Genomic DNA, 19,672 nt, shown 5'->3' with positions numbered 1-19,672 from the left:
CCTGCGCTCTGCTAGAATTCGCCCCATTCCCCAGCCTGAGACTGCCCCCATGAGCGAGCCGATTCGTCTGACCCAATACAGCCACGGTGCCGGTTGCGGCTGCAAGATTTCCCCGCAGGTGCTGGAGGTGATTCTGGCCGGTAGCGGGGCGCAGAATCTTGATCCGAAACTGTGGGTCGGCAATGCCTCGCGTGATGACGCGGCGGTGTACGAGATCGATGCCGAGCGCGGTGTGGTGTCGACCACCGATTTCTTTATGCCGATCGTCGACGATCCGTTCGACTTCGGCCGCATCGCTGCGACCAACGCGATCAGCGACATTTACGCCATGGGCGGCGACCCGTTGATGGCGATTGCGATCCTCGGCTGGCCGGTCAACGTGTTGGCGCCGGAGGTGGCGCGGGAAGTGATTCGTGGCGGTCGCGCGGTGTGTGATGCGGCGGGCATTCCGTTGGCGGGTGGGCACTCGATCGATGCGCCGGAACCGATTTTCGGCCTCGCCGTCACCGGTCTGGTGGAAAAGCGCCACATGAAACGCAATGACACTGCGACCGCCGGTTGCCTGTTGTACCTGACCAAACCGCTGGGCATCGGCATCCTCACCACGGCGGAGAAAAAGGGCAAATTGCGCCACAGCGATGTTGGCGTCGCCCGCGACTGGATGTGCACCCTGAACAAACCCGGCAGTCGCTTCGGCAAACTCGCCGGCGTCACTGCAATGACCGACGTCACCGGTTTCGGCCTGCTCGGGCATCTGGTGGAAATGGCGGACGGCAGTAAACTCACTGCCCGTATTGCTTACGACCGGGTGCCGCGTCTGGACAGCGTCGAGTACTACCTCGATCAGGGCTGTGTGCCTGGCGGTACGTTGCGCAATTTCGACAGTTATTCGTCCAAGGTCGGTCGCGTGCAAGAACTGCACAAACGCGTGCTCTGCGACCCGCAAACCAGTGGCGGTCTGCTCATTGCCGTTACCCCTGAAGGCAATGACGAGTTTCTTGTCCTGGCCGAAGAACTGGGCTTGAAGCTTGCGCCAATCGGTGAACTGGTCGAGCGACAGACGAACGCAGTCGAGGTGATTTGATGTTCCGCGACTGCACCGATTACCGCGATATTTTCCTCAACGACCGACCGCTGATGGACGCCCGCGCGCCGGTCGAGTTTCACAAAGGCGCGTTCCCCGGCGTGGTCAATCTGCCGCTGATGAATGACAGCGAGCGGCAGAGGATCGGCACTTGTTACAAACAGCACGGGCAGCACGCCGCCATCGAACTGGGGCATCAACTGGTGTCTGGCACGGTGAAAGCCGAGCGCATCCAGGCCTGGGCCGAGTTCGCCCGGGCTCACCCCGAGGGCTTCATTTATTGTTTTCGTGGCGGCTTGCGTTCGCAGATCACTCAACAGTGGCTGCGTGACGAGGCGGGCATCGATTACCCGCGCATCGGCGGTGGTTACAAGGCGATGCGCAGCTTCCTGATCGACACGCTTGAGCAGGCCATCGCCCAGTGCGATTTCGTCTTGCTGGGCGGCATGACCGGCACGGGCAAGACCGAAGTGCTGGTGCAATTGCGCAACGGGCTGGACCTCGAAGGTCACGCCAATCATCGCGGCTCAAGCTTCGGCAAACGAGCCACCGGGCAGCCGTCGAACATCGATTTTGAAAACCGCCTGGCCATCGACATTCTGAAGAAGCGCGATGCCGGTATCGGCCAGTTCGTGTTGGAGGACGAGAGCCGGGTCGTCGGTAGTTGTGCCTTGCCGTTGCCGCTGTATCAGGGCATGCAGCAGTATCCGATGGTCTGGCTGGAGGATCGCTTTGACGATCGTGTCGAGCGGATCCTGCGTGATTATGTGGTGGATCTGTCTGCGGAGTTTTCGCTGGTGCATGGCGAGCAGGGTTTTGCCCTGTTTGCCGAGCGCTTGCTGGACAGTTTGAACAACGTGCAGAAACGTCTCGGCGGCGAGCGCCATCGACGGATGCTGATCCTGATGGAAGACGCTCTGGCCGAGCAGGGCCGCAGTGGTGCTGTGGATTTGCACCGGGGCTGGATCGAAGGCTTGCTGCGCGAATATTACGACCCGATGTATGCGTTTCAACGCGAGAAGAAGGGTGGGCGGATCGAGTTCGCGGGGGAGCGCGGGGCGGTACTTGAGTACCTGCGGAAGCGGCTGAGTCAACCGGGTTGATGGCGTATTGACTGGCCCTTCGCTGGCAAGCCAGCTCCCACAGGTCTTGAGTGATGCCCATAGTGGCGGTCACCACAAAACGCTGTGGGAACTGGCTTGCCAGCGATGAGGCCCTGACTGACAGCAAAAAACTCAGGTCGGGCAGGTCGCCTTGCCATTATCCAGCCCCTGCTTGTAGCTGTGGCTCTGCAGGCTGGCCTTGCCGTTGTGCCACGTCAGGGTCAGCACATACAGCGAATCGAAGTCGTTGCCCGCCCAGTCATCGGTGATGTTCTGTTTCTTGCCGACCGCGTTACCCGCAACCTTGTTGATCAGTTCCGGCAGATAACCGTGAGACCAGGCAGTGTAGATCGTCGAGTTGTGGTACTTGTCTTCGAGCAGTTCGCGCGCCAGATCGCTGGTGTCGTTGGCCGAGAACTCGATATTCACCGGCAGGCCGAGCTTGATTGCGGCCGGGCTGATGGTCATCAGCGGGCGAATATAGCTGTAGGAGTTGTCCAGCTCGCCTTCCTCGACATTGCGTGTCGGGTTGGCGGCGAACACATAATCGGCCTTGCCGAATTTTTCCGGCAGCAGCGTCGACAGGTCGATGGCCCGGTTCAGGCCTTGGCAATTGAGCTGGCCGAGACCGCCTTCGGGTTTTTCCGCGTGACGCAGGAACACCAACGTCTGGGTGCCGTCCACCGTTTGGGCACGGCTTTCGCTGGATTCCAGCGACAGGAACAGCGCGCTGACCGCCAACAGGGAGGGCAGGGCCACATACGCGCGATGTTTGAAACGTTTGGCGAAACGCATAAGGTTCGTCATGAAATAAAAGAGTCTTCAGCGTGTTCGATTAAGGCTGACAAACCTTTGCACCACGGGCTCCCAGCACCGGGTGGTTTCCATGTCGTGAAGCGCTTCCTCTGCAACAAGGGCATAGCTCAGAGTCCCCTGAGGCCCTTTTGGTTCGATCCGCAAGCGTGCGCGGCACTCTAACGGCAACCTGGATCGGCTTGCGGAGGAGATTAATCACTGAATGTTACGGTTCCTGTAGACGCTGCCGCAGGCTGCGACCTTTTGATCTTGCTTCAAAGGTCAAAATCAAAAGATCGCAGCCTTCGGCAGCCCCTACATTATGATCAGCCTTTAATTTGTGACTGGATGCTTCCCATGACCGATCTGTCCGCGTTCCCGATCACCCAGAAATGGCCGGCGCAGTACCCTGACTGGATTCAGCTCTATTCCCTGCCGACCCCCAACGGCGTCAAGGTCTCGATCATGCTTGAAGAGATCGGCCTGCCGTACGAGCCGCACCGTGTCGGTTTCGACACCAATGACCAGTTGTCCCCGGAATTCCTGTCGCTGAACCCGAACAACAAGATCCCGGCGATCCTCGACCCTCATGGCCCTGAAGATCAGCCGCTGCCGCTGTTCGAGTCCGGCGCCATCCTGATTTATCTGGCGGACAAAAGCGGCCAGTTGCTGGCCCAGGAGGGGGCGCTGCGTTACGAAACCATTCAGTGGCTGATGTTCCAGATGGGCGGTATCGGCCCGATGTTCGGCCAGCTCGGTTTCTTCAACAAGTTCGCTGGTAAGGACTACGAGGACAAGCGCCCGCGTGACCGCTACGTCGACGAAAGCAAACGTCTGCTGAAGGTGCTCGACACACGCCTGGAAGGCCGCGACTGGATCATGGGCGAGCGTTACACCATTGCCGACATCGCGACGTTTCCGTGGGTGCGCAATTTGATTGGTTTTTATGAAGCGGGCGATCTGGTGGGCATCAGCAACTTCCCCAATGTGACTCGTGTGCTCGAGCACTTCCTGGCGCGGCCGGCGGTCACCCGAGGCCTGACCATTCCTGCTTGAATGACACATGACTCTGTGGGAGCTGGCTTGCCAGCGATGAGGCCGGCAAGTCGACATCCATGTTGACTGACCCACCGCCATCGCTGGCAAGCCAGCTCCCACAGGGTTTTATGGTGGTCTGGAGGATTGTTGCGCGCTCAGTAATGCACTCTTGATTGATCCAGGTTTGTACGCCAACCCTCGCAAGGCATAAGCTTCGCCCCCTACGACTTTCGTCTCATCTTGCGTTTTCAGGAAAGCCCCATGTCCAGTCAGTTCCCCGAAGCACGTCCCCGCCGTCTGCGCCGCAATGCGAGCCTGCGCAGTCTGTTCCAGGAAAACGAGTTCAGTCTGAATGATCTGGTGCTGCCGATTTTCGTCGAAGAAGAGATCGATGACTTCGTGCCGATCAAGAGCATGCCCGGCGTGATGCGCATTCCCGAGCGCAAACTGGCCAGTGAGATCGAGCGTTATGCTCGCGCCGGCATCAAGTCGGTGATGACCTTCGGCGTGTCCCATCATCTGGACAGCAATGGCAGCGACACCTGGCGTGAAAATGGCCTGGTCTCGCGCATGTCGCGGATCGCCAAGGATGCCGTGCCGGAAATGATCGTGATGTCCGACACCTGCTTCTGCGAGTACACCGATCATGGCCATTGCGGCGTGATGCACAACCATGAAGTCGACAACGACCAGACTCTGATCAATCTCGGCAAACAGGCTGTGGCAGCGGCTCGTGCCGGCGCTGACGTGATTGCGCCGTCGGCGGCAATGGACGGTCAGGTACGGGCGATTCGTCAGGCACTCGATGCGGCCGGTTTTACCCAGATTCCGATCATGGCCTATTCGACCAAGTTCGCTTCGGCGCTCTACGGCCCGTTCCGCGAGGCCGGTGGCAGCGCGCTGAAGGGCGACCGCAAAAGCTATCAGATGAACCCGATGAACCGCCGTGAAGCCCTGCGCGAATCGCTGCTCGACGAGCAGGAAGGCGCTGATTCGCTGATGGTCAAACCGGCCGGCGCCTACCTCGACATCATCCGCGATATTCGCGAGGCCTCGAACCTGCCGCTGGCGGCGTACCAGGTCAGCGGTGAGTACGCGATGATCAAGTTCGGCGCACAGGCCGGGGCGATTGATGAGGATCGTGTGGTGCGTGAAAGCCTGGGCGCGATCAAGCGTGCGGGTGCGGATCTGATCTTCACTTACTTTGCGATGGATCTGGCCCTGGCCGGGATCTAGGCCTCATCGTGTAACCCTGTGGGAGCTGGCTTGCCAGCGATGAGGCCAGCACATTCAAAATCAATGTTGACTGAGCCACCGCTATCGCTGGCAAGCCAGCTCCCACAGGTTTCTATGTTGTTCTTTGGTTACGCGCAATTGAAGAACGGCCGGATGCCGTGATCACGGAAGTAGCGCTCGATTACCTTCGGATCCGCGCTGTTATCGGCAATCGCCACGTAGGTATCCGGGCGCAGCAGGTAGAAGCCGTTGCGCCCCAATCCTGCCGTCTCAAACGCCGGTCGCCAGTCGAACACATGCAGCGGCAGGTGATGTTCGTTGCACCAGTGGATCATCTCGTCGCTGGTGTCGCCGTACACATGCACTTGCCAGCAAGGCTGGCGCAGTGGCTCGTAGTTATCCCCTTCACCGTCATGCGCCCACGGCAGGCGATCACCGCCGTGGACGTGTCCGGCCACGCCTTGGCTGAGCGACATGCCGCGATAGTTGAGGGTGACTTGCGACACCGTGCGGAAAAGGAATTCGCGACTCGCTTCGAATGAGGCCATTTTCGGGATCAGAAACGGTGCCACACGCATGCGCAGCAGATCAGCCATGCGCCCCTCTGCGGTGACGAAACTGAAGACTTTGTCGGTGGTGGAGACCAACCGCCGGGCGAAGGCGATGCGTTCGGTTTCGTAGCTGTCGAGCAGTCGGGTCTCGGCGCCACCGCTGATAACCGCGGCGAGTTTCCACGCCAGATTGATCGCATCGCCGATGCCGGTATTCATGCCCTGACCGCCCGCCGGGCTGTGCACGTGGGCCGCGTCGCCGAGCAGAAACGCGCGACCACTGCGAAAATGCTCCGCCACTCGGTGATGCACGCGATAGGTGGAGAACCAGTTGACCTCTTCTATATGCACTTTCAGGTGCTCGATGGCGCGGCTGCTGACGTCGGAAAACTCCAGTGTTTCGGCGCGTTCCGCACGTTCGTCGCGTACGGTGCCGATCAGCCGTGCGCGGCCTGCTCCGGCCAGCGGGAACACCGCGAGAAAGTCCGCTTCGTCCAGATCCAGATGCAACTCGCCATTCATCGCCGGCCCGCTGGCCTGCACATCTGCCACGTAGAAAATCTGTTGATAGGTGCCACCGGGGAAACCGGTGTCGAGGGTTTTGCGCACCACCGATCGCGCGCCGTCACAACCGGCCAGATAGCAGGCCTGGCAGATTTCCTGTTCGCCATCGGGCAGGCGTAAATGCACGGTGAGACCGTCGCCGGTTTCCTCGAAACTCTCCAGCGTCGTGTTGCGTTCGACGCTTACGCCATAGTCTTCGAGCCGATCGATCAGCAGTCGTTCGTGCTCGTCCTGCGGGAAGATTTCGATGAACGCATAAGGTGTCAGGCCCTCGCCGATGCGATTGAGCGGCAGTTGCGCGACCGGTTTACCGTTGACCCAGAAATTGGCTGCCGCAACGCGATGGCCGCTGCGCACGATGGTGTCGGCCAGATCCAGTTGCCGGTACAGCTCCAGCGTGCGCGCCTGCACCGCCAGCGCCCGGGAGGTGGTGCCGGGGGCGGAGGTTTTGTCGATGATGCGCACCTGCACGCCCAGTTTGCTCAGCCACAGGGCGAGCACCAGGCCGGTCGGGCCGGCGCCAATGATCAGGACGTCGCTGCGGTTCATGGGCCTGTTCTCCGTTTGCTGTGCAGCAAGTATGGATCAGAAGGAGAGGGTGGCCAGTTGATCAGCCAGACGGAAAAAGGCCCCATGGCGGTGGGGCCTGTTTTCAAGTGTTCGGCGGGAAGGTTTTGGCGGTATTAAAATTTACCCCCTCACCCCAACCCTCTCCCCCAAGGGGGCGAGGGGGAAAGGGAGCTGATTCGGGGCCGTTCAAAACCTGAGTACGACTCGATATTTCAAGTCGGTGTAACTTGCAAGAACACCTCGATCATTCCCCTCTTCCTGTAGGAGAAGGGTAGGCGGGCGGCGTTCCGATGAGGGGCTTTTCAGCTTTAGAAATCGATGGTCCCCGACAACTTCGCCACTCGCGGCTCACCCTGAGTCAGGTAGCCGCCCTGAGCCGATTCCCAGTACTTCTTGTTCGCCAGATTCTCGACGCCCAGACGCACGGTCACGTCCTTCTCCGACACCTTGAACGCATAACGCGCACCGGCATCGAAACGGTTCCAGGTTGGCAGGCTGAGGTTGTTCGCAGCGTCAGCGTATTGGCCGCCAGTACGCAGCATCCGCGCATTCAGCGCTACACCTTGCAGGCCCGGTACGTCCCAGTCGGCACCAGCGTTGAACTGGAAGGTCGGTACGCCAATCGCACGGTTGCCGTCGTTGGCGTCATTGAGGGTGTTTTTCAGTTCGGTGTCCATCAACGTCAGGCCGCTGATCAGGCGCAGACCATTGATCGGCTCACCGAACACGTTCAGTTCCACGCCTTTGTTGATCTGCTCGCCTTTACGCACGTAGGTGCAGGTGGTGGCGCTGTTGATTTCACAGTAACCGTCACTCGGTTGCTCGATGCGATACACCCCCAGGCTCGCGCCGTAGGTGCCCATGTCGACTTTCACCCCGGCTTCGGTCTGCTTGGAACGTGCCGGTGCGTAGACTTCGTTGCCATTGGTCACACGAAAGCCGCCACTGCTGGTCGGCGAAGTCGGGCCCTGGGCCAGGCCTTCAATGTGGTTGGCATAGAACGACACGTGCTCCCACGGCTTGAAAACCAGGCCGTAGACCGGTGTGGTGATCGACTCGTCGTAGCTCGATTTACGGCCGCCGCTGCCCCAACTGGCGTAGTTGTAGCCTTGCACCACCATTTGCTGACGACGCAGGCCGGCGGTGATCAGCAGGCGATCGTCGAAGAAGCCGAGGGTGTCGGAAATCGCGATGCTGCGGTTGAAGGTTTTGCCGACGATGCCCGGGTCATTGAGGTCGCCGCCGGAAAAGTTGCCGACCGGCGCCGGCGTGTTCACCGGGTGGTAGATGTTGTTGGCGTACTTGGTCAGGTCGAAGTCATAGGCGCTGCGCTGTTCGGCCCAGATGCCGGTCAGACCGAAGTTCAGCTTGTGGCTGACAGGGCCGGTGTTGAACTTGCCGTTGAGGCCGGCCATCACGCTGGTGTTGTCTTCATCGTGAGGGATGAACGAACCAGTGGTGAACGATGCGCCGCTGTTGCCGACCAGCGTGGTCGAGTTGTAGCGCCCGACTTCACGGGTGTGTTTGGCGCCACCGGCCGCGTAAGCGGTCCAGTTGTCGTTGAGGTCATATTCGGCGCGAAGCATGCCGAAGGTGTCTTCGATATCGGTGTAGCCCCACTTCGGCGCGTAGTTGGTGTCGGCCGATGGCGCGTCCGGAATATGCGTGGCGGTGCCGAGGTTGACCGAGTTGCGACCACCGTTGACGCGCTCTTTCTGGTAGGCGAAGTCGCCGGAAATCCGCAGCGCATCGCCGCGATAGTCGAGGCCGATGGCGAACAGTTTCGAGCGTTGGTTTTCGTGATCGATGCCGGTATCGCCTTCACGTTGCGACAGGTTGATCCGCGCGCCGAAGCGGTTGTCTTCACCGAAACGCTGGCCGATATCGAAATGATGCCCGACGCGACCTTCACTGTTGATGTCGCTGGTATAGCGGCGCAGCGGCACGTCGCCGGCGCGTTTTGGCTGCAGGTTGACGCCGCCGCCGATGCCGGAACCGGTCGGGGTCACGCCGTTGATAAAGGCGTTCGGGCCTTTGAACACTTCCACGCGCTCCAGGGCGTCGGTGGAGATGATCTGCCGAGGCAGTACGCCGTAGAGGCCGTTATAGGAAATATCGTCGCCGTTCAGCGGCAGACCGCGAATCATGAAGACCTGCGCCTGGTTGGAGAAACCGGAAGCCTGGCGCACCGAGGAATCGTTGAGCAGCACATCGGCGACGTCCTCGGCTTGCTGATCCTGGATCAGTTGCTCGGTGTAGGAGGCCGCGCTGAACGGCACGTCCATCATGTCCTGATTGCCCAGCACGCCAAGTTGGCCGCCGCGTGCGACCTGACCACCGGAGTAGACCGGGGGCAGGGCGTTGGGTGTCGGGGCTTGAGCGTTGACGTTGACGTCGTCCAGCACCAGCGCTTTGTTGTCTTTTTCAGCAGCGTGGGCGGTGATGGTCAGGGAGCACAGCAGGGCGAGAAGCGTCGGGCGAAAGGGCACGGCAAGTCGAGCTGGAGCGGGCATTTTTGTACCTGGAGGCGCACGGCCAGTGAGAAAAGTAAGGGCGGCGCGGGAACTCCTTGCGCAAATGCGACTCCAGACACAAATGATAGTTTTTCTCAGTAACGTTTTGCAATCGGTTTGTCATTACGGCTGAAACCTCTAATCCACGGCTTGATTTGCTTCCTTGTGGCGAGGGGATTTATCCCCGATGGACTGCGCAGCAGTCCCCTTGGAAATCAAAAACGGGGCCGCTTCGCGCCCCATCGGGGATAAATCCCCTCGCCACAGATAAATCCCCTCGCCACAAGGTCTGTGTAAGTCTGGTTTGTGGAACCCCATTGATCGTATGGTGAACCCGCCTCAACGGACTGGATGAAGCTTGATGCACAACTCTCGATTACTGATCACCCTCGCCGTACTGCTGGTGTTGGCCGGTTGTGCCGGTCAGCGCAGCAGCGAGCCTGCACCCCGTGCCCCCGCCGAAGTGAAGGCCGAGATCGTGCGGCTGATGCCCGCCAAAACCGCCGACCGCCAGGGCTGGGCCACGGATATCTATGCCGCGTTCGCCGCGCAGAACATCAGCCCGACCACACAGAATCTCTGTTCGGTGCTCGCCGTGGCCGAACAGGAATCCACCTTTCAAGCCGACCCGACAGTGCCCGGCCTCGGCAAAATTGCCCGTGACGAAATCGACCGCCGCGCCGCCAAAGTGCACATCCCCAGCCTGCTGGTCAGCGGCGCCCTGCAAGTGCGTTCGACCAACGGCAAAACCTACAGCGAACGCCTGAGCGCGGCGCGCAGCGAAAAAGAGTTGAGTGCCATTTTCGATGACTTTATCGGCCGGGTGCCGATGGGCCGCACGCTGTTCGGCGGCTTCAACCCGGTGCACACCGGCGGGCCGATGCAGGTCAGCATCGAATTTGCCGAACAGCACGCCAAGGATTATCCGTACCCGGTGGACGGCACCATCCGCCGCGAGGTGTTCAGCCGGCGCGGTGGCATGTATTTCGGCATCGCGCATCTGCTCGGTTATCCGGTCAGCTATCGCGAGCCGCTGTACCGCTTCGCCGACTTCAATGCCGGGTGGTACGCCAGTCGCAATGCGGCATTCCAGAATGCGGTGAGCCGCGCTTCGGGCATCCCGCTGGCGCTGGACGGCGACCTGATCCGCTACGACTCGATCATGCCCGGCGGCACGGAACTGGCGGTACGCACCCTCGGCAAATCGCTGGGCATGCGCAACCCGACCATTCGCGATCAATTGGAGAAGGGCAAAACCCTGGAGTTCGAAGAGACCAGACTCTATCAACGCGTGTTCGAGCTGGCGGAGAAGGCAGAAGGTAAACCACTGCCGCGTGCGGTGTTGCCGGGGATCGTGCTGCAGAGCCCGAAAATCACCCGAAAATTGACCACTGCCTGGTTCGCCAAGCGCGTGGATGAACGTTACAAGCGCTGCATGGCCAAGGGCGGCTGATTCACGCAGACGTAAAAAACCCGGCTGACGGGAGCCGGGTTTCTCTGGGTTGTTGCGGTAACGCCATTCATTCAAACAGCGCGACGTTCGTTCAGACGATCCGAACCACCTTCGGCAACGGTGTTGCCTTGCAGACGATCAGAACCGTCAGCGGCGACGGTGTTGCCTTGCAGGCGATCGGAACCGTCAGCGGCGACGGTGTTGCCTTGCAGACGATCGGAACCATCAGCGGCGACGGTGTTGCCTTGCAGGCGATCGGAACCGTCAGCGGCGATGGTGTTGCCTTGCAGACGATCGGAACCGTCAGCGGCGACGGTGTTGCCTTGCAGACGATCGGAGCCATCGGCGGCAACGGTGTTGCCTTGCAGACGATCGGAACCATCGGCGGCAACGGTGTTGCCTTGCAGACGATCGGAACCGTCAGCGGCGATGGTGTTGCCTTGCAGACGATCGGAACCGTCAGCGGCGACGGTGTTGCCTTGCAGACGATCGGAACCATCAGCCGCGACAGCGTTTTGATACAGACGATCCGAGCCATCAGCGGCGATCATCGTGTGAGCTGGCGTGGCGGCGAAAGCGTTTACTGCGAAAACCGAGAAAGCGATGCTGAGAAGAGTCTGGCGTTTCATGATGGTGTGCTCCGGGGTGTTGTTGGTTGGTATGGAGCGGATGTTACGCCGGGGATTTTTTATGAGAACTTCATTGATGTAATGGTGAACATCGACGCCAATGATGATTGTCAGAACCCCCGCGCCAGAGCCTTACAACACCTTCACCGCGCGCCCGATCGCCTGAATCGGCCCGGTCGGCTTGCCGATTGGCGAGCCGTTGGCGCCCTCCAGCGTCAGCTCGAATAGCTGGTTGGGTTGCAGTGGCGGCAACTTGTCCAGCGGTACCGACAGCGCCTGCCCCGGCTTGACCAGACCCAGTGACACTGGCCCTTGCCAGCCGTCAGCCTTGGTCCAGAACTCCAGTGCCTTGTCCGCCGGCACCTCGACCACACCCAGTGGAATCAACTGAATCTCGTGTGCATTGCTGGCCTGGATCACCCAGCCCGGCGCCTTGTCCTGCGGCGCGACCAAAACCACCAGATAACTTGGTTTCGGTGTGGTCTGGGTCAGCAGGATCGCGCCCAGAATCAAGGTCGCGGTCAGCCCGGCAGCGCTCAGCCCGCGCCACAATGGCAGCAGATTCCACCAGGAAGTTGAGGGCGCTTTGTGCGTCGAGCGCTCGACACTGCGTTCAATTCGTGGCCATAACTGCGCCGACGGTTGCTGCGATTCGGCATAGTCCGTCAACTCCAGCAGCCGTCGCTCCCAGGCATCCACTGCCGCACGCAGTGGCGGCTCATGCACCAGACGTTTCTGCACCTCGCGCCGCTGTTCGGCAGAGAGCGTGCCGAGCACGTATTCGCCGGCCAGTTCATCGCGTTCCTGAGCCGATTCGGTGGTCATCCCATGCACTCCCGCAACGCGTTAAGGCTGCGCTTGATCCAGGCTTTGACGGTGCCCAGCGGCGTGTCGAGGCGCGCCGATATTTGCGCGTGGCTGTAGCCGTCGACATAAGCGTGGAGGATGCAGCGCCGGCGTTGCGCATCGAGCTGTTCGAGGCAGCGATGGATGCGCGCCGAGTGTGAGTGCGCATCGAAGGCATCATCGTCGTGTGTCGGCACTTCATGGTCTTCGCTGAACGGCGTTTCCCGACCCTGATCACGCAGCAGATTGAGCGCCAGATGCCGGGTCACGCTGAACATCCAGCCCCGCGCCGAACCGCGCGCCGGGTCAAACCCGGCGGCACCGTTCCAGATCTTGATGAATGCCTCATGCACGATGTCCTCCGCCAGCGCGGTGTCGCGCACCAGTCGCCTGGCCACGCCGAGCAGGCGTGGGCCTTCCTGCACATACAAATCGCGCAGGGCCGACTGCTCGCCGCGGGCACAGGCAGCGAGACGGGCTTCATAATCGAACACCGATTCAGGCAAAGACATGTCGTGCAATCTAGCTCACATTTAACTTCAGCACACAGAACCCCTGTGGGAGCGGGCTTGCCCGCGATGGCGTCGGGTCAGCCAACTTCTACTTCACTGATCTACCGCTATCGCGGGCAAGCCCGCTCCCACAGGTTTTGTGTTGGGCCTGTGACTTCAGTTCGCCGCCCAGAAAATGTAATCGGCCTGGTACTTCACCACTTCCTGCTTGCCCTTGTTCGCCGCCGTGCATTCGCTCGCTGGCGCCACGCCGCCCTTGAGCGCAACGCGCTGGACGTAACTCACGCCACTCATCGCGCCCTTACCTTCGGCCGGGTTGGCCTTGACCAGTTGATAAGGCAGGTTACCCGGGCTCGACGGCGCCACGGCCAACTGCGTGCCGGTGATTTTCGAACCGTCCTTGGCCTGCCAAGTGGCGGGCGGGCCGAAGTAGGTGCCGACCTGTTTACCGCTGCGGTCATTGAGCACCGCTTTCGGACCGACAAAGGTCCACTCGGTCTGCCCGGCCATATTGGGCTTGTCGCGGCACTCATAGGTGATCTCGCCGACCCCGGTGGTTTCCATCGCGATCTTGTGGCCATCCGGGACTTTGATCGCATCGGGGTAACTGCTTTGGGCGAAGGTTGTCGAGGCGACTGCGAGCAAACCGGTGAGGCCAATCAGCTGGGTGATGTTCATCAGTGTTTCTCCGAAAAAGGTAGACCGCTGGCAGCCGAGGAGGGCTGTTACAGGGACTACCCGTGGCGGAGACATTTGGATGCAGTACCCGACAAATATTTTTCAATCACCTCGTTACTTGTGGGAGCTGGCAAACTAGCTCCCACGGGCTCTTGATGCACTTGGTGCGGGATGGGCACCGCCAGCGCTGTTTTGCGAGGTTTGAATTCGCAAGTCGCGAGTGCATGGGAAAACGTGCCAATACCGATACAACTGCTGACAAGATCGCTCTTGTGGCGAGGGAGCTTGTCGGAATGCCGCCCGTCCCGCCGGGCTGCGAAGCAGGCCCAAACCCGGTAAATGCACTACAACTGATACACCGCAGTCTCTGATTTTATGACTGCTGCGCAGCCAAGCGGGACGGGCGGCGTTCCGACAAGCTCCCTCGCCACAGGGGATGGGTAGCCAGTAGAAGGGGGGATTTATGTATCAACTGTATGGGCACAGAAATTCAGGCGCAGCCGCCATCGAAGCGGCGTTGGAGTTGTGTCAGATCGCTTATCGCTTCATTGATGTCGAAGCCAGTACCGAAGCCGCCGAGGCGTTGGCGCAGCTCAATCCACTGAAGCAGATTCCGACTCTGCAACTGCCCGATGGCAGCGCCATCACCGAAAGCGCGGCGATTCTGATTCATCTGGGCCTGACCTTTCCCAAGTCCGGTTTATTGCCGGTCAAGGCGGAGGATCGCGATCAGGCGATTCGTGGTCTGGTCTACATCGTCAGCAATTGTTACTCGGCGATCGGCGTCATCGATTACCCCGAGCGCTGGCTGGTGATGCCCGACGAAGCGTCGCGGCAAAACCTGATTGCCGGCGCTCGAGAGCGTTTGCATTGGAGTTGGGAGGTGTTTGCTGATCAGTTTTCAGCGGAGTTGTATCTGGATGACGAAACGCCGGGGGCGCTGGATGTGCTGGCGGCGGTGGTGACGCGCTGGGCGGGGAGCCGCGAGCATTTGCGTCAGACTCGGCCGGGGTTTTATGCGTGGTTACAGCGGATCGACCGGCACCCGGTGCTGGCGCCAGTCTTCGCCCGGCATTGGCCTGCCTGACTCAAGAGGATCGTTCCCACGCTCTGCGTCCCAAAGCGTGACGCAGAGCGTCACAGGAGGCATGCCCACGCGGAGCGTGAGAACGATCATGAGGAGGACGAGGGTCACTCCCCGCGAATGTACTGCTCCAGCTGCTTGATCAGCTCAGCCTGTTCGGCAATCGCTTCCTTGACCAGGTCACCAATCGACAGCAGGCCGATCAGCTTGCCGTTCTCCACCACCGGCAAGTGGCGCAGACGTTTGTCGGACATGATGCCCAGGCAGGTGTCGACAGTCTGGTGAGTGTCGACGGTGATCACGTTCGCCACCATGATGTCGCGAACCGGCGTGCCCACCGATGAGCGGCCATGCAGCACCAGTTTGCGCGCGTAATCGCGTTCGCTGATGATGCCGACCACTTCGTCGTTTTCCACCACCAGCAAGGCGCCGACGTTTTTCTCGGCCATCTTCATCAGCGCTTCGAGCACCATGTGATCAGGCTTGATCTGGTGTACTTCCTGATTTTTCTGATCTTTGAGCTTGAGCAGTTGGGCGACGGTCTTCATGGCGGTTACTCAGGTGTTGTCGTTGTTATCCAAGCATCGTAGACGCAAGCGCGCAGAGCAAGGTGGCAAAGCGGCAGATAACACGCAAAAAACGTCATTTACTCGATTTTCTCAACCTGCAAAGAGGCTTTGTGGCCAATGAAGCCTTGTGGCGAGGGGATTCATCCCCGATGGCCTGCGCAGCAGGCCCAGAATCAGCCCGCCGGACTTGCCTGATACACCGTGTCGGATGGTTTTGGGGCTGCTTCGCAACCCATCGGGGCGGTGCGACGTTTCGCTAAATCCCCTCACCACAGGGGATGGGGTCATCTCAGGAAGGGCAGCGTAGAATGCCCCTCTGTTTCAATTCCTGAGGTCGCAGTGGTGGATTTACAGCAGGGCTTCGTCCTGACCCGGCATTGGCGCGATACCCCGGCCGGCACCGAAGTCGAGTTCTGGCTGGCGACTGACGCCGGGCCGCGCCGTGTGCGTTTGCCGCATCAGCCGTCGGTGGCGTTTATCCCCGCCGAACAGCGTGAGGCGGCCGAACGCCTGCTGCACGACGAAAAGAATGTCGAACTGCGCCCGTTGGCCCTGCAGGATTTCGAGCATCGCCCGGTGCTTGGCCTGTATTGCCAGCAACACGGCCAGTTGATGCGCCTGGAAACCGCGCTCAATCGTGCCGGCGTCGACGTCTTCGAAGCTGATGTGCGCCCGCCGGAACGCTATCTGATGGAGCGTTTCATCACCGCGCCGGTACTGTTCAACGGTACCGCCGATACCGACGGCGTATTGCTCAACGCGCAATTGAAACCCGATCCCAAGTACCGGCCGACACTGCGCCTGGTCTCGCTGGACATCGAAACCACCGAAACCGGCGAGTTGTATTCCATCGCCCTGGAAGGCTGCGGCGAGCGCCAGGTGTACATGCTCGGTGCGCCGAACGGTGACGCCAGCATCGTCGACTTCGACCTCGAATACTGCGACTCGCGCACGCTCATCCTGAAGAAACTCAACGACTGGTTCGCGCTGCACGACCCCGACGCGATCATTGGCTGGAACGTCGTCCAGTTCGATCTGCGCATCCTCCACGAACACGCGCGACGCCTCGGCGTGCCGCTGAAAATCGGCCGTGGCGGCGAAGAGATGCAGTGGCGCGAACACGGCAGTCGCAATCACTACTTCGCCTCGGCGGCGGGGCGGCTGATCATCGATGGCATCGAATCGCTGCGCTCGGCGACCTGGAGTTTTCCTTCGTTCAGCCTTGAGAACGTCGCGCAGACCCTGCTCGGCGAAGGCAAGTCCATCGACAATCCGTACCAGCGCATGGACGAGATCAACCGCATGTTCGCCGAGGACAAACCGGCGCTGGCCAAATACAACCTCAAGGACTGCGAACTGGTCACGCGGATCTTCGCCAAGACTGAACTGCTGACGTTCCTGCTGGAGCGCGCCAGCGTCACCGGGCTACCGGCGGATCGCAGCGGCGGTTCGGTGGCGGCGTTCACCCATTTGTATATGCCGTTGATGCATCGACAGGGGTTTGTTGCGCCGAACCTCGGCACCAACCCGCCGCAGGCCAGTCCCGGTGGTTTTGTCATGGACTCGCAACCGGGCCTGTATGAATCGGTGCTGGTGCTCGATTACAAGAGTTTGTATCCGTCGATCATCCGTACCTTTTTGATCGACCCTGTGGGGCTGATCGAAGGTTTGCAGCACCCCGACGACGCCGACTCGGTGCCGGGCTTCCGTGGCGCACGTTTCTCGCGCACCCGCCATTGCCTGCCGTCGATCGTCTCGCGGGTCGCCGAGGGCCGCGAGACGGCCAAGCGCGAGCACAACGCGCCGTTGTCGCAAGCACTGAAAATCATCATGAACGCCTTCTACGGCGTGCTCGGCTCCAGCGGCTGCCGCTTCTTCGATACGCGGCTGGCCTCATCAATCACCCTGCGCGGCCACGAGATCATGCTGCGCACGCGCAAGCTGATCGAAGAGCAGGGCCACGCGGTGATCTATGGCGACACCGACTCGACCTTCGTCTGGCTGCGTCGCCCGCACGGGCAAGAAGAAGCGGCAACCATCGGCCATGCGCTGGTCAAACACGTCAATGATTGGTGGCGTGAGCATGTACGTGATGAGTACGGGCTGGAAAGTGCCCTCGAACTGCAATTCGAAATTCACTACAAACGCTTTCTGATGCCGACCATTCGCGGCGCGGAGGAGGGCAGCAAGAAGCGCTATGCCGGTCTCGTCACCCGCGCTGACGGCAACGATGAAATGGTCTACAAAGGCCTGGAAACCGTGCGCACCGACTGGTCGCTGTTGGCCCGGCAATTTCAGCAGGAACTATACGAGCGGATCTTCCAGCGCAAGCCGTATCAAGACTACGTACGCGACTACGTGCGCAAAACCCTCGCCGGTGAATTCGACGAGCGACTGGTCTACCGCAAGCGCCTGCGCCGCACACTCGACGATTACGAGCGCAACGTCCCGCCGCACGTGCGCGCGGCGCGCCTGGCGGACGATTACAACGCCCAGCACGGGCGCCCTCGGCAATACCAGAACGGTGGCTGGATCAGCTACGTCATCACCCTGGCCGGCCCCGAGCCGCTGGAAGTGCGCCGCGCCGCCATCGACTACGACCACTACATCACCCGGCAGCTGCAACCGGTGGCGGATGCGATTCTGCCGTTTGTCGACGACGATTTCTCAACCCTGATCGGGGGGCAACTGGGCCTGTTTTGAGTCGAGCAGCTGCAGCGTCCATTCATCGAGAATGCCGTGGAAATAGCGCTCCAGCGCCTGATTGAACAGGCTGTCGTCAGCGGTGAACTGGGCGAATAGCGTCATCGAGGAGTGAAATTTCAAGTCATCGGGATGGCCGAAAATCTCGGCGATCGAGCGTTGCTGAACATTCAATACAAGTTGCGTGCAGGTGCGCAGCCGCGCCCCGAGCAACGGATGATCCAGATAGGCTCGGGCCTCTTCGGCCGAACCGATGGCATAGCGTCGGGACATTTCGCTGCCGCCCAGCCCGGCGAACTGCGGGAAGACAAACCACATCCAGTGGCTGCGTTTGCGGCCCTCGTCGAGTTCACGCTGGACCCGTTCGAACACCGGGTCCTGGGCCTGGACAAATCGTTGCAGGTTGAAGGGGTCGTACTGATCAGTGCTTCTCATCGCGAAGCCCTCGCCAGCCGCTGGCTCAGACCATGGCCAGTCGCTGCTTGCGTTGTGGCGCTTGAAACACCTGGTCCAGCGCCGCCAGATCCCCGGCCTCCAATTGCAGCTGCGCCGCTTGTGCATTGAGTTGCACATGTTCCGGTCGCACAGCCTTGGGAATCGCAATCACACCATCCTGACGCAGAATCCACGCCAGCGAAACCTGTGCGGGAGTGACGCCATGACTAATGGCGATCTGCTTCAGCAACGGTTCAGCCAGCATCGCGCCACCCTGGCCAATCGGACAGTAGGCCATCAACGGCATGCGCTGGTGTTGGCACCACGGCAGCAGATCGAATTCGATGCCACGCTCTTCCAGGTTGTAGAGCACCTGATTGGTCGCACAGGCTGAACTGGAGAGTTCTTCGAGGTCGTCGACATCGAAATTCGACACACCCCAGCGGCCGATCTTGCCTTCTTCGCGCAGGCGTTCGAACGCTTCCACGGTTTCTTCCAGCGGATACTGGCCGCGCCAATGCAACAGATAGAGGTCGATGTAATCGGTGTCGAGCCGACGCAGGCTGCGCTCGCAAGCCTGTGGGATGCCTGTGCGGCTGGCGTTGTGCGGGTAGACCTTGCTCACCAGAAACACCTGATCGCGCAGCCCGGCGATGGCCTCGCCGACGACTGTTTCGGCACCGCCGTCGGCGTACATCTCCGCTGTATCGATCAGGGTCATGCCCAACTCAATACCCGTGCGCAGCGCCGCCACTTCACGCTTGTGCGCCGAACGGTCTTCGCCCATGCGCCAGGTGCCCTGGCCAATCACCGGCACCTGCACACCGGCCAACTCGAGAGTACGCATGCAATCCTCCTTTCTGAACGTGTCGATACCTTTTAGTGGGCAGCAGGATAGCGCAGGGGTTCCATGAGGCTCAAAACGCAAAAGATCGCAGCCTTCGGCAGCTCCTCTGCGATCTTTTGATCTTGCGCTTTTCATTTAACAATTTTTCGTTAAACACCTGCCCGGGCAAGTGCGCAAGAAGTTGCGCATTTTTCATTGTTGATTCGGTTCGAGTGACGCAGGAAGACGGTAGGTTTCGCTCAGGACCTTGATCCGCAGGGGCTTTGTGATATCTGGCATGAAGTTTGATCACTCATCGCCATTCTGACCGGCAATAGCGTCAGCCTGCTAGTGTGTTTTAAGATGCCTCGATAAAACGATGAGTGTGGATCGGCTCAAGAAATCCGCACGAGCGGGCATCGATTCCGATCCAGACTCTTCGCGTGTGCCTGAACTGAAACAGCTGGGAGCCATTGTTAGTGA

General features: G+C 60.3%; 17 protein-coding genes. 7 read left to right on the top strand and 10 right to left on the bottom strand.

Annotated features, from left to right (window positions below; translation table 11 throughout):
• The first annotated feature begins 49 nt into the window (after positions 1-49).
• Positions 50-1,084, top strand: coding sequence for a selenide, water dikinase SelD (gene selD / locus KI231_RS19370; RefSeq protein ID WP_212809664.1), 1,035 nt, complete (start codon positions 50-52; stop codon positions 1,082-1,084).
• Positions 1,084-2,187 carry a tRNA 2-selenouridine(34) synthase MnmH gene (gene mnmH / locus KI231_RS19365; protein WP_212809662.1) on the top strand — a complete coding sequence of 368 codons (1,104 nt, stop codon included), beginning with the start codon at positions 1,084-1,086 and terminating at the stop codon, positions 2,185-2,187. The genes selD and mnmH overlap by 1 nt, the downstream gene beginning before the upstream one ends.
• A 132-nt stretch (positions 2,188-2,319) precedes the next feature.
• Here mnmH and KI231_RS19360 read toward each other — a convergent pair whose 3' ends face one another.
• Positions 2,320-2,994: a histidine phosphatase family protein gene (locus KI231_RS19360; RefSeq protein WP_103306668.1), complete on the bottom strand. Its 675-nt coding sequence runs from the start codon at positions 2,992-2,994 to the stop codon at positions 2,320-2,322.
• A gap of 345 nt (positions 2,995-3,339) precedes the next feature.
• Here KI231_RS19360 and KI231_RS19355 point away from each other — a divergent pair, with 345 nt between their 5' ends.
• Together KI231_RS19355 and hemB are read left to right on the top strand one after the other, a co-directional pair.
• On the top strand, positions 3,340-4,038 hold the full coding sequence (locus KI231_RS19355) for a glutathione binding-like protein (protein WP_212809660.1): 699 nt from the start codon (positions 3,340-3,342) through the stop codon (positions 4,036-4,038).
• Positions 4,039-4,281: 243 nt separating this feature from the next.
• Positions 4,282-5,256, top strand: coding sequence for a porphobilinogen synthase (gene hemB, locus KI231_RS19350; protein WP_212809658.1), 975 nt, complete (start codon positions 4,282-4,284; stop codon positions 5,254-5,256).
• A 128-nt stretch (positions 5,257-5,384) separates the two neighbouring features.
• Here the strand turns inward: hemB and KI231_RS19345 are convergent, their stop codons facing one another.
• Together KI231_RS19345 and KI231_RS19340 are read right to left on the bottom strand one after the other, a co-directional pair.
• Positions 5,385-6,920: an FAD-dependent oxidoreductase gene (locus tag KI231_RS19345; RefSeq protein WP_212809656.1), complete on the bottom strand. Its 1,536-nt coding sequence runs from the start codon at positions 6,918-6,920 to the stop codon at positions 5,385-5,387.
• 329 nt (positions 6,921-7,249) lie between these two features.
• On the bottom strand, positions 7,250-9,454 hold the full coding sequence (locus tag KI231_RS19340) for a TonB-dependent receptor (RefSeq protein WP_212809654.1): 2,205 nt from the start codon (positions 9,452-9,454) through the stop codon (positions 7,250-7,252).
• Positions 9,455-9,815: 361 nt separating this feature from the next.
• Between KI231_RS19340 and KI231_RS19335 the strand changes: the two genes are divergently transcribed.
• A complete protein-coding gene (locus KI231_RS19335) occupies positions 9,816-10,907 on the top strand; it encodes a DUF1615 domain-containing protein (RefSeq protein WP_212809652.1) in 1,092 nt (363 codons plus the stop codon).
• 71 nt (positions 10,908-10,978) lie between these two features.
• Here KI231_RS19335 and KI231_RS19330 read toward each other — a convergent pair whose 3' ends face one another.
• The 4 genes from KI231_RS19330 to KI231_RS19315 all read right to left on the bottom strand — a co-directional run bounded on the left by KI231_RS19330 (position 10,979) and on the right by KI231_RS19315 (position 13,572).
• Positions 10,979-11,536: a hypothetical protein gene (locus KI231_RS19330; protein WP_212809650.1), complete on the bottom strand. Its 558-nt coding sequence runs from the start codon at positions 11,534-11,536 to the stop codon at positions 10,979-10,981.
• Positions 11,537-11,668: 132 nt separating this feature from the next.
• Complete coding sequence (locus tag KI231_RS19325) at positions 11,669-12,361, bottom strand: anti-sigma factor (protein ID WP_103306660.1); 693 nt, start codon at positions 12,359-12,361, stop codon at positions 11,669-11,671.
• Positions 12,358-12,894: a sigma-70 family RNA polymerase sigma factor gene (locus tag KI231_RS19320; RefSeq protein ID WP_212809648.1), complete on the bottom strand. Its 537-nt coding sequence runs from the start codon at positions 12,892-12,894 to the stop codon at positions 12,358-12,360. Before KI231_RS19320 ends, KI231_RS19325 begins: the two co-directional genes overlap by 4 nt.
• A gap of 156 nt (positions 12,895-13,050) precedes the next feature.
• Positions 13,051-13,572 (bottom strand): DUF3455 domain-containing protein, encoded by a 522-nt coding sequence (locus tag KI231_RS19315; RefSeq protein WP_212809647.1) that lies wholly within the window; start codon positions 13,570-13,572, stop codon positions 13,051-13,053.
• 463 nt (positions 13,573-14,035) lie between these two features.
• Between KI231_RS19315 and KI231_RS19310 the strand changes: the two genes are divergently transcribed.
• Entirely contained in the window at positions 14,036-14,659 is a 624-nt protein-coding gene (locus KI231_RS19310) for a glutathione S-transferase (protein ID WP_212809646.1), read from the top strand.
• 104 nt (positions 14,660-14,763) lie between these two features.
• Here the strand turns inward: KI231_RS19310 and KI231_RS19305 are convergent, their stop codons facing one another.
• Positions 14,764-15,204 carry a CBS domain-containing protein gene (locus KI231_RS19305; RefSeq protein WP_103306656.1) on the bottom strand — a complete coding sequence of 147 codons (441 nt, stop codon included), beginning with the start codon at positions 15,202-15,204 and terminating at the stop codon, positions 14,764-14,766.
• 363 nt (positions 15,205-15,567) lie between these two features.
• On the opposite strand from KI231_RS19305, the gene KI231_RS19300 reads away from it, so the two are divergent.
• Positions 15,568-17,928, top strand: coding sequence for a DNA polymerase II (locus tag KI231_RS19300; RefSeq protein WP_212809645.1), 2,361 nt, complete (start codon positions 15,568-15,570; stop codon positions 17,926-17,928).
• On the opposite strand, the gene KI231_RS19295 is transcribed toward KI231_RS19300, so the two are convergent.
• Both KI231_RS19295 and KI231_RS19290 read right to left on the bottom strand, forming a co-directional pair.
• A complete protein-coding gene (locus KI231_RS19295; RefSeq protein ID WP_212809644.1) occupies positions 17,893-18,363 on the bottom strand; it encodes a DUF1810 domain-containing protein in 471 nt (156 codons plus the stop codon). The two genes, KI231_RS19300 and KI231_RS19295, sit on opposite strands and share 36 nt — an antisense overlap.
• A gap of 25 nt (positions 18,364-18,388) precedes the next feature.
• Positions 18,389-19,210 carry an aldo/keto reductase gene (locus tag KI231_RS19290; RefSeq protein WP_212809641.1) on the bottom strand — a complete coding sequence of 274 codons (822 nt, stop codon included), beginning with the start codon at positions 19,208-19,210 and terminating at the stop codon, positions 18,389-18,391.
• Between the last annotated feature and the right edge of the window lie 462 nt (positions 19,211-19,672).

This window comes from Pseudomonas sp. Seg1 (assembly GCF_018326005.1).
Lineage (GTDB): Bacteria > Pseudomonadota > Gammaproteobacteria > Pseudomonadales > Pseudomonadaceae > Aquipseudomonas.
Note: the sequence above shows the minus strand (reverse complement) of the source record. Positions and strands in the feature narration are given on the sequence as shown.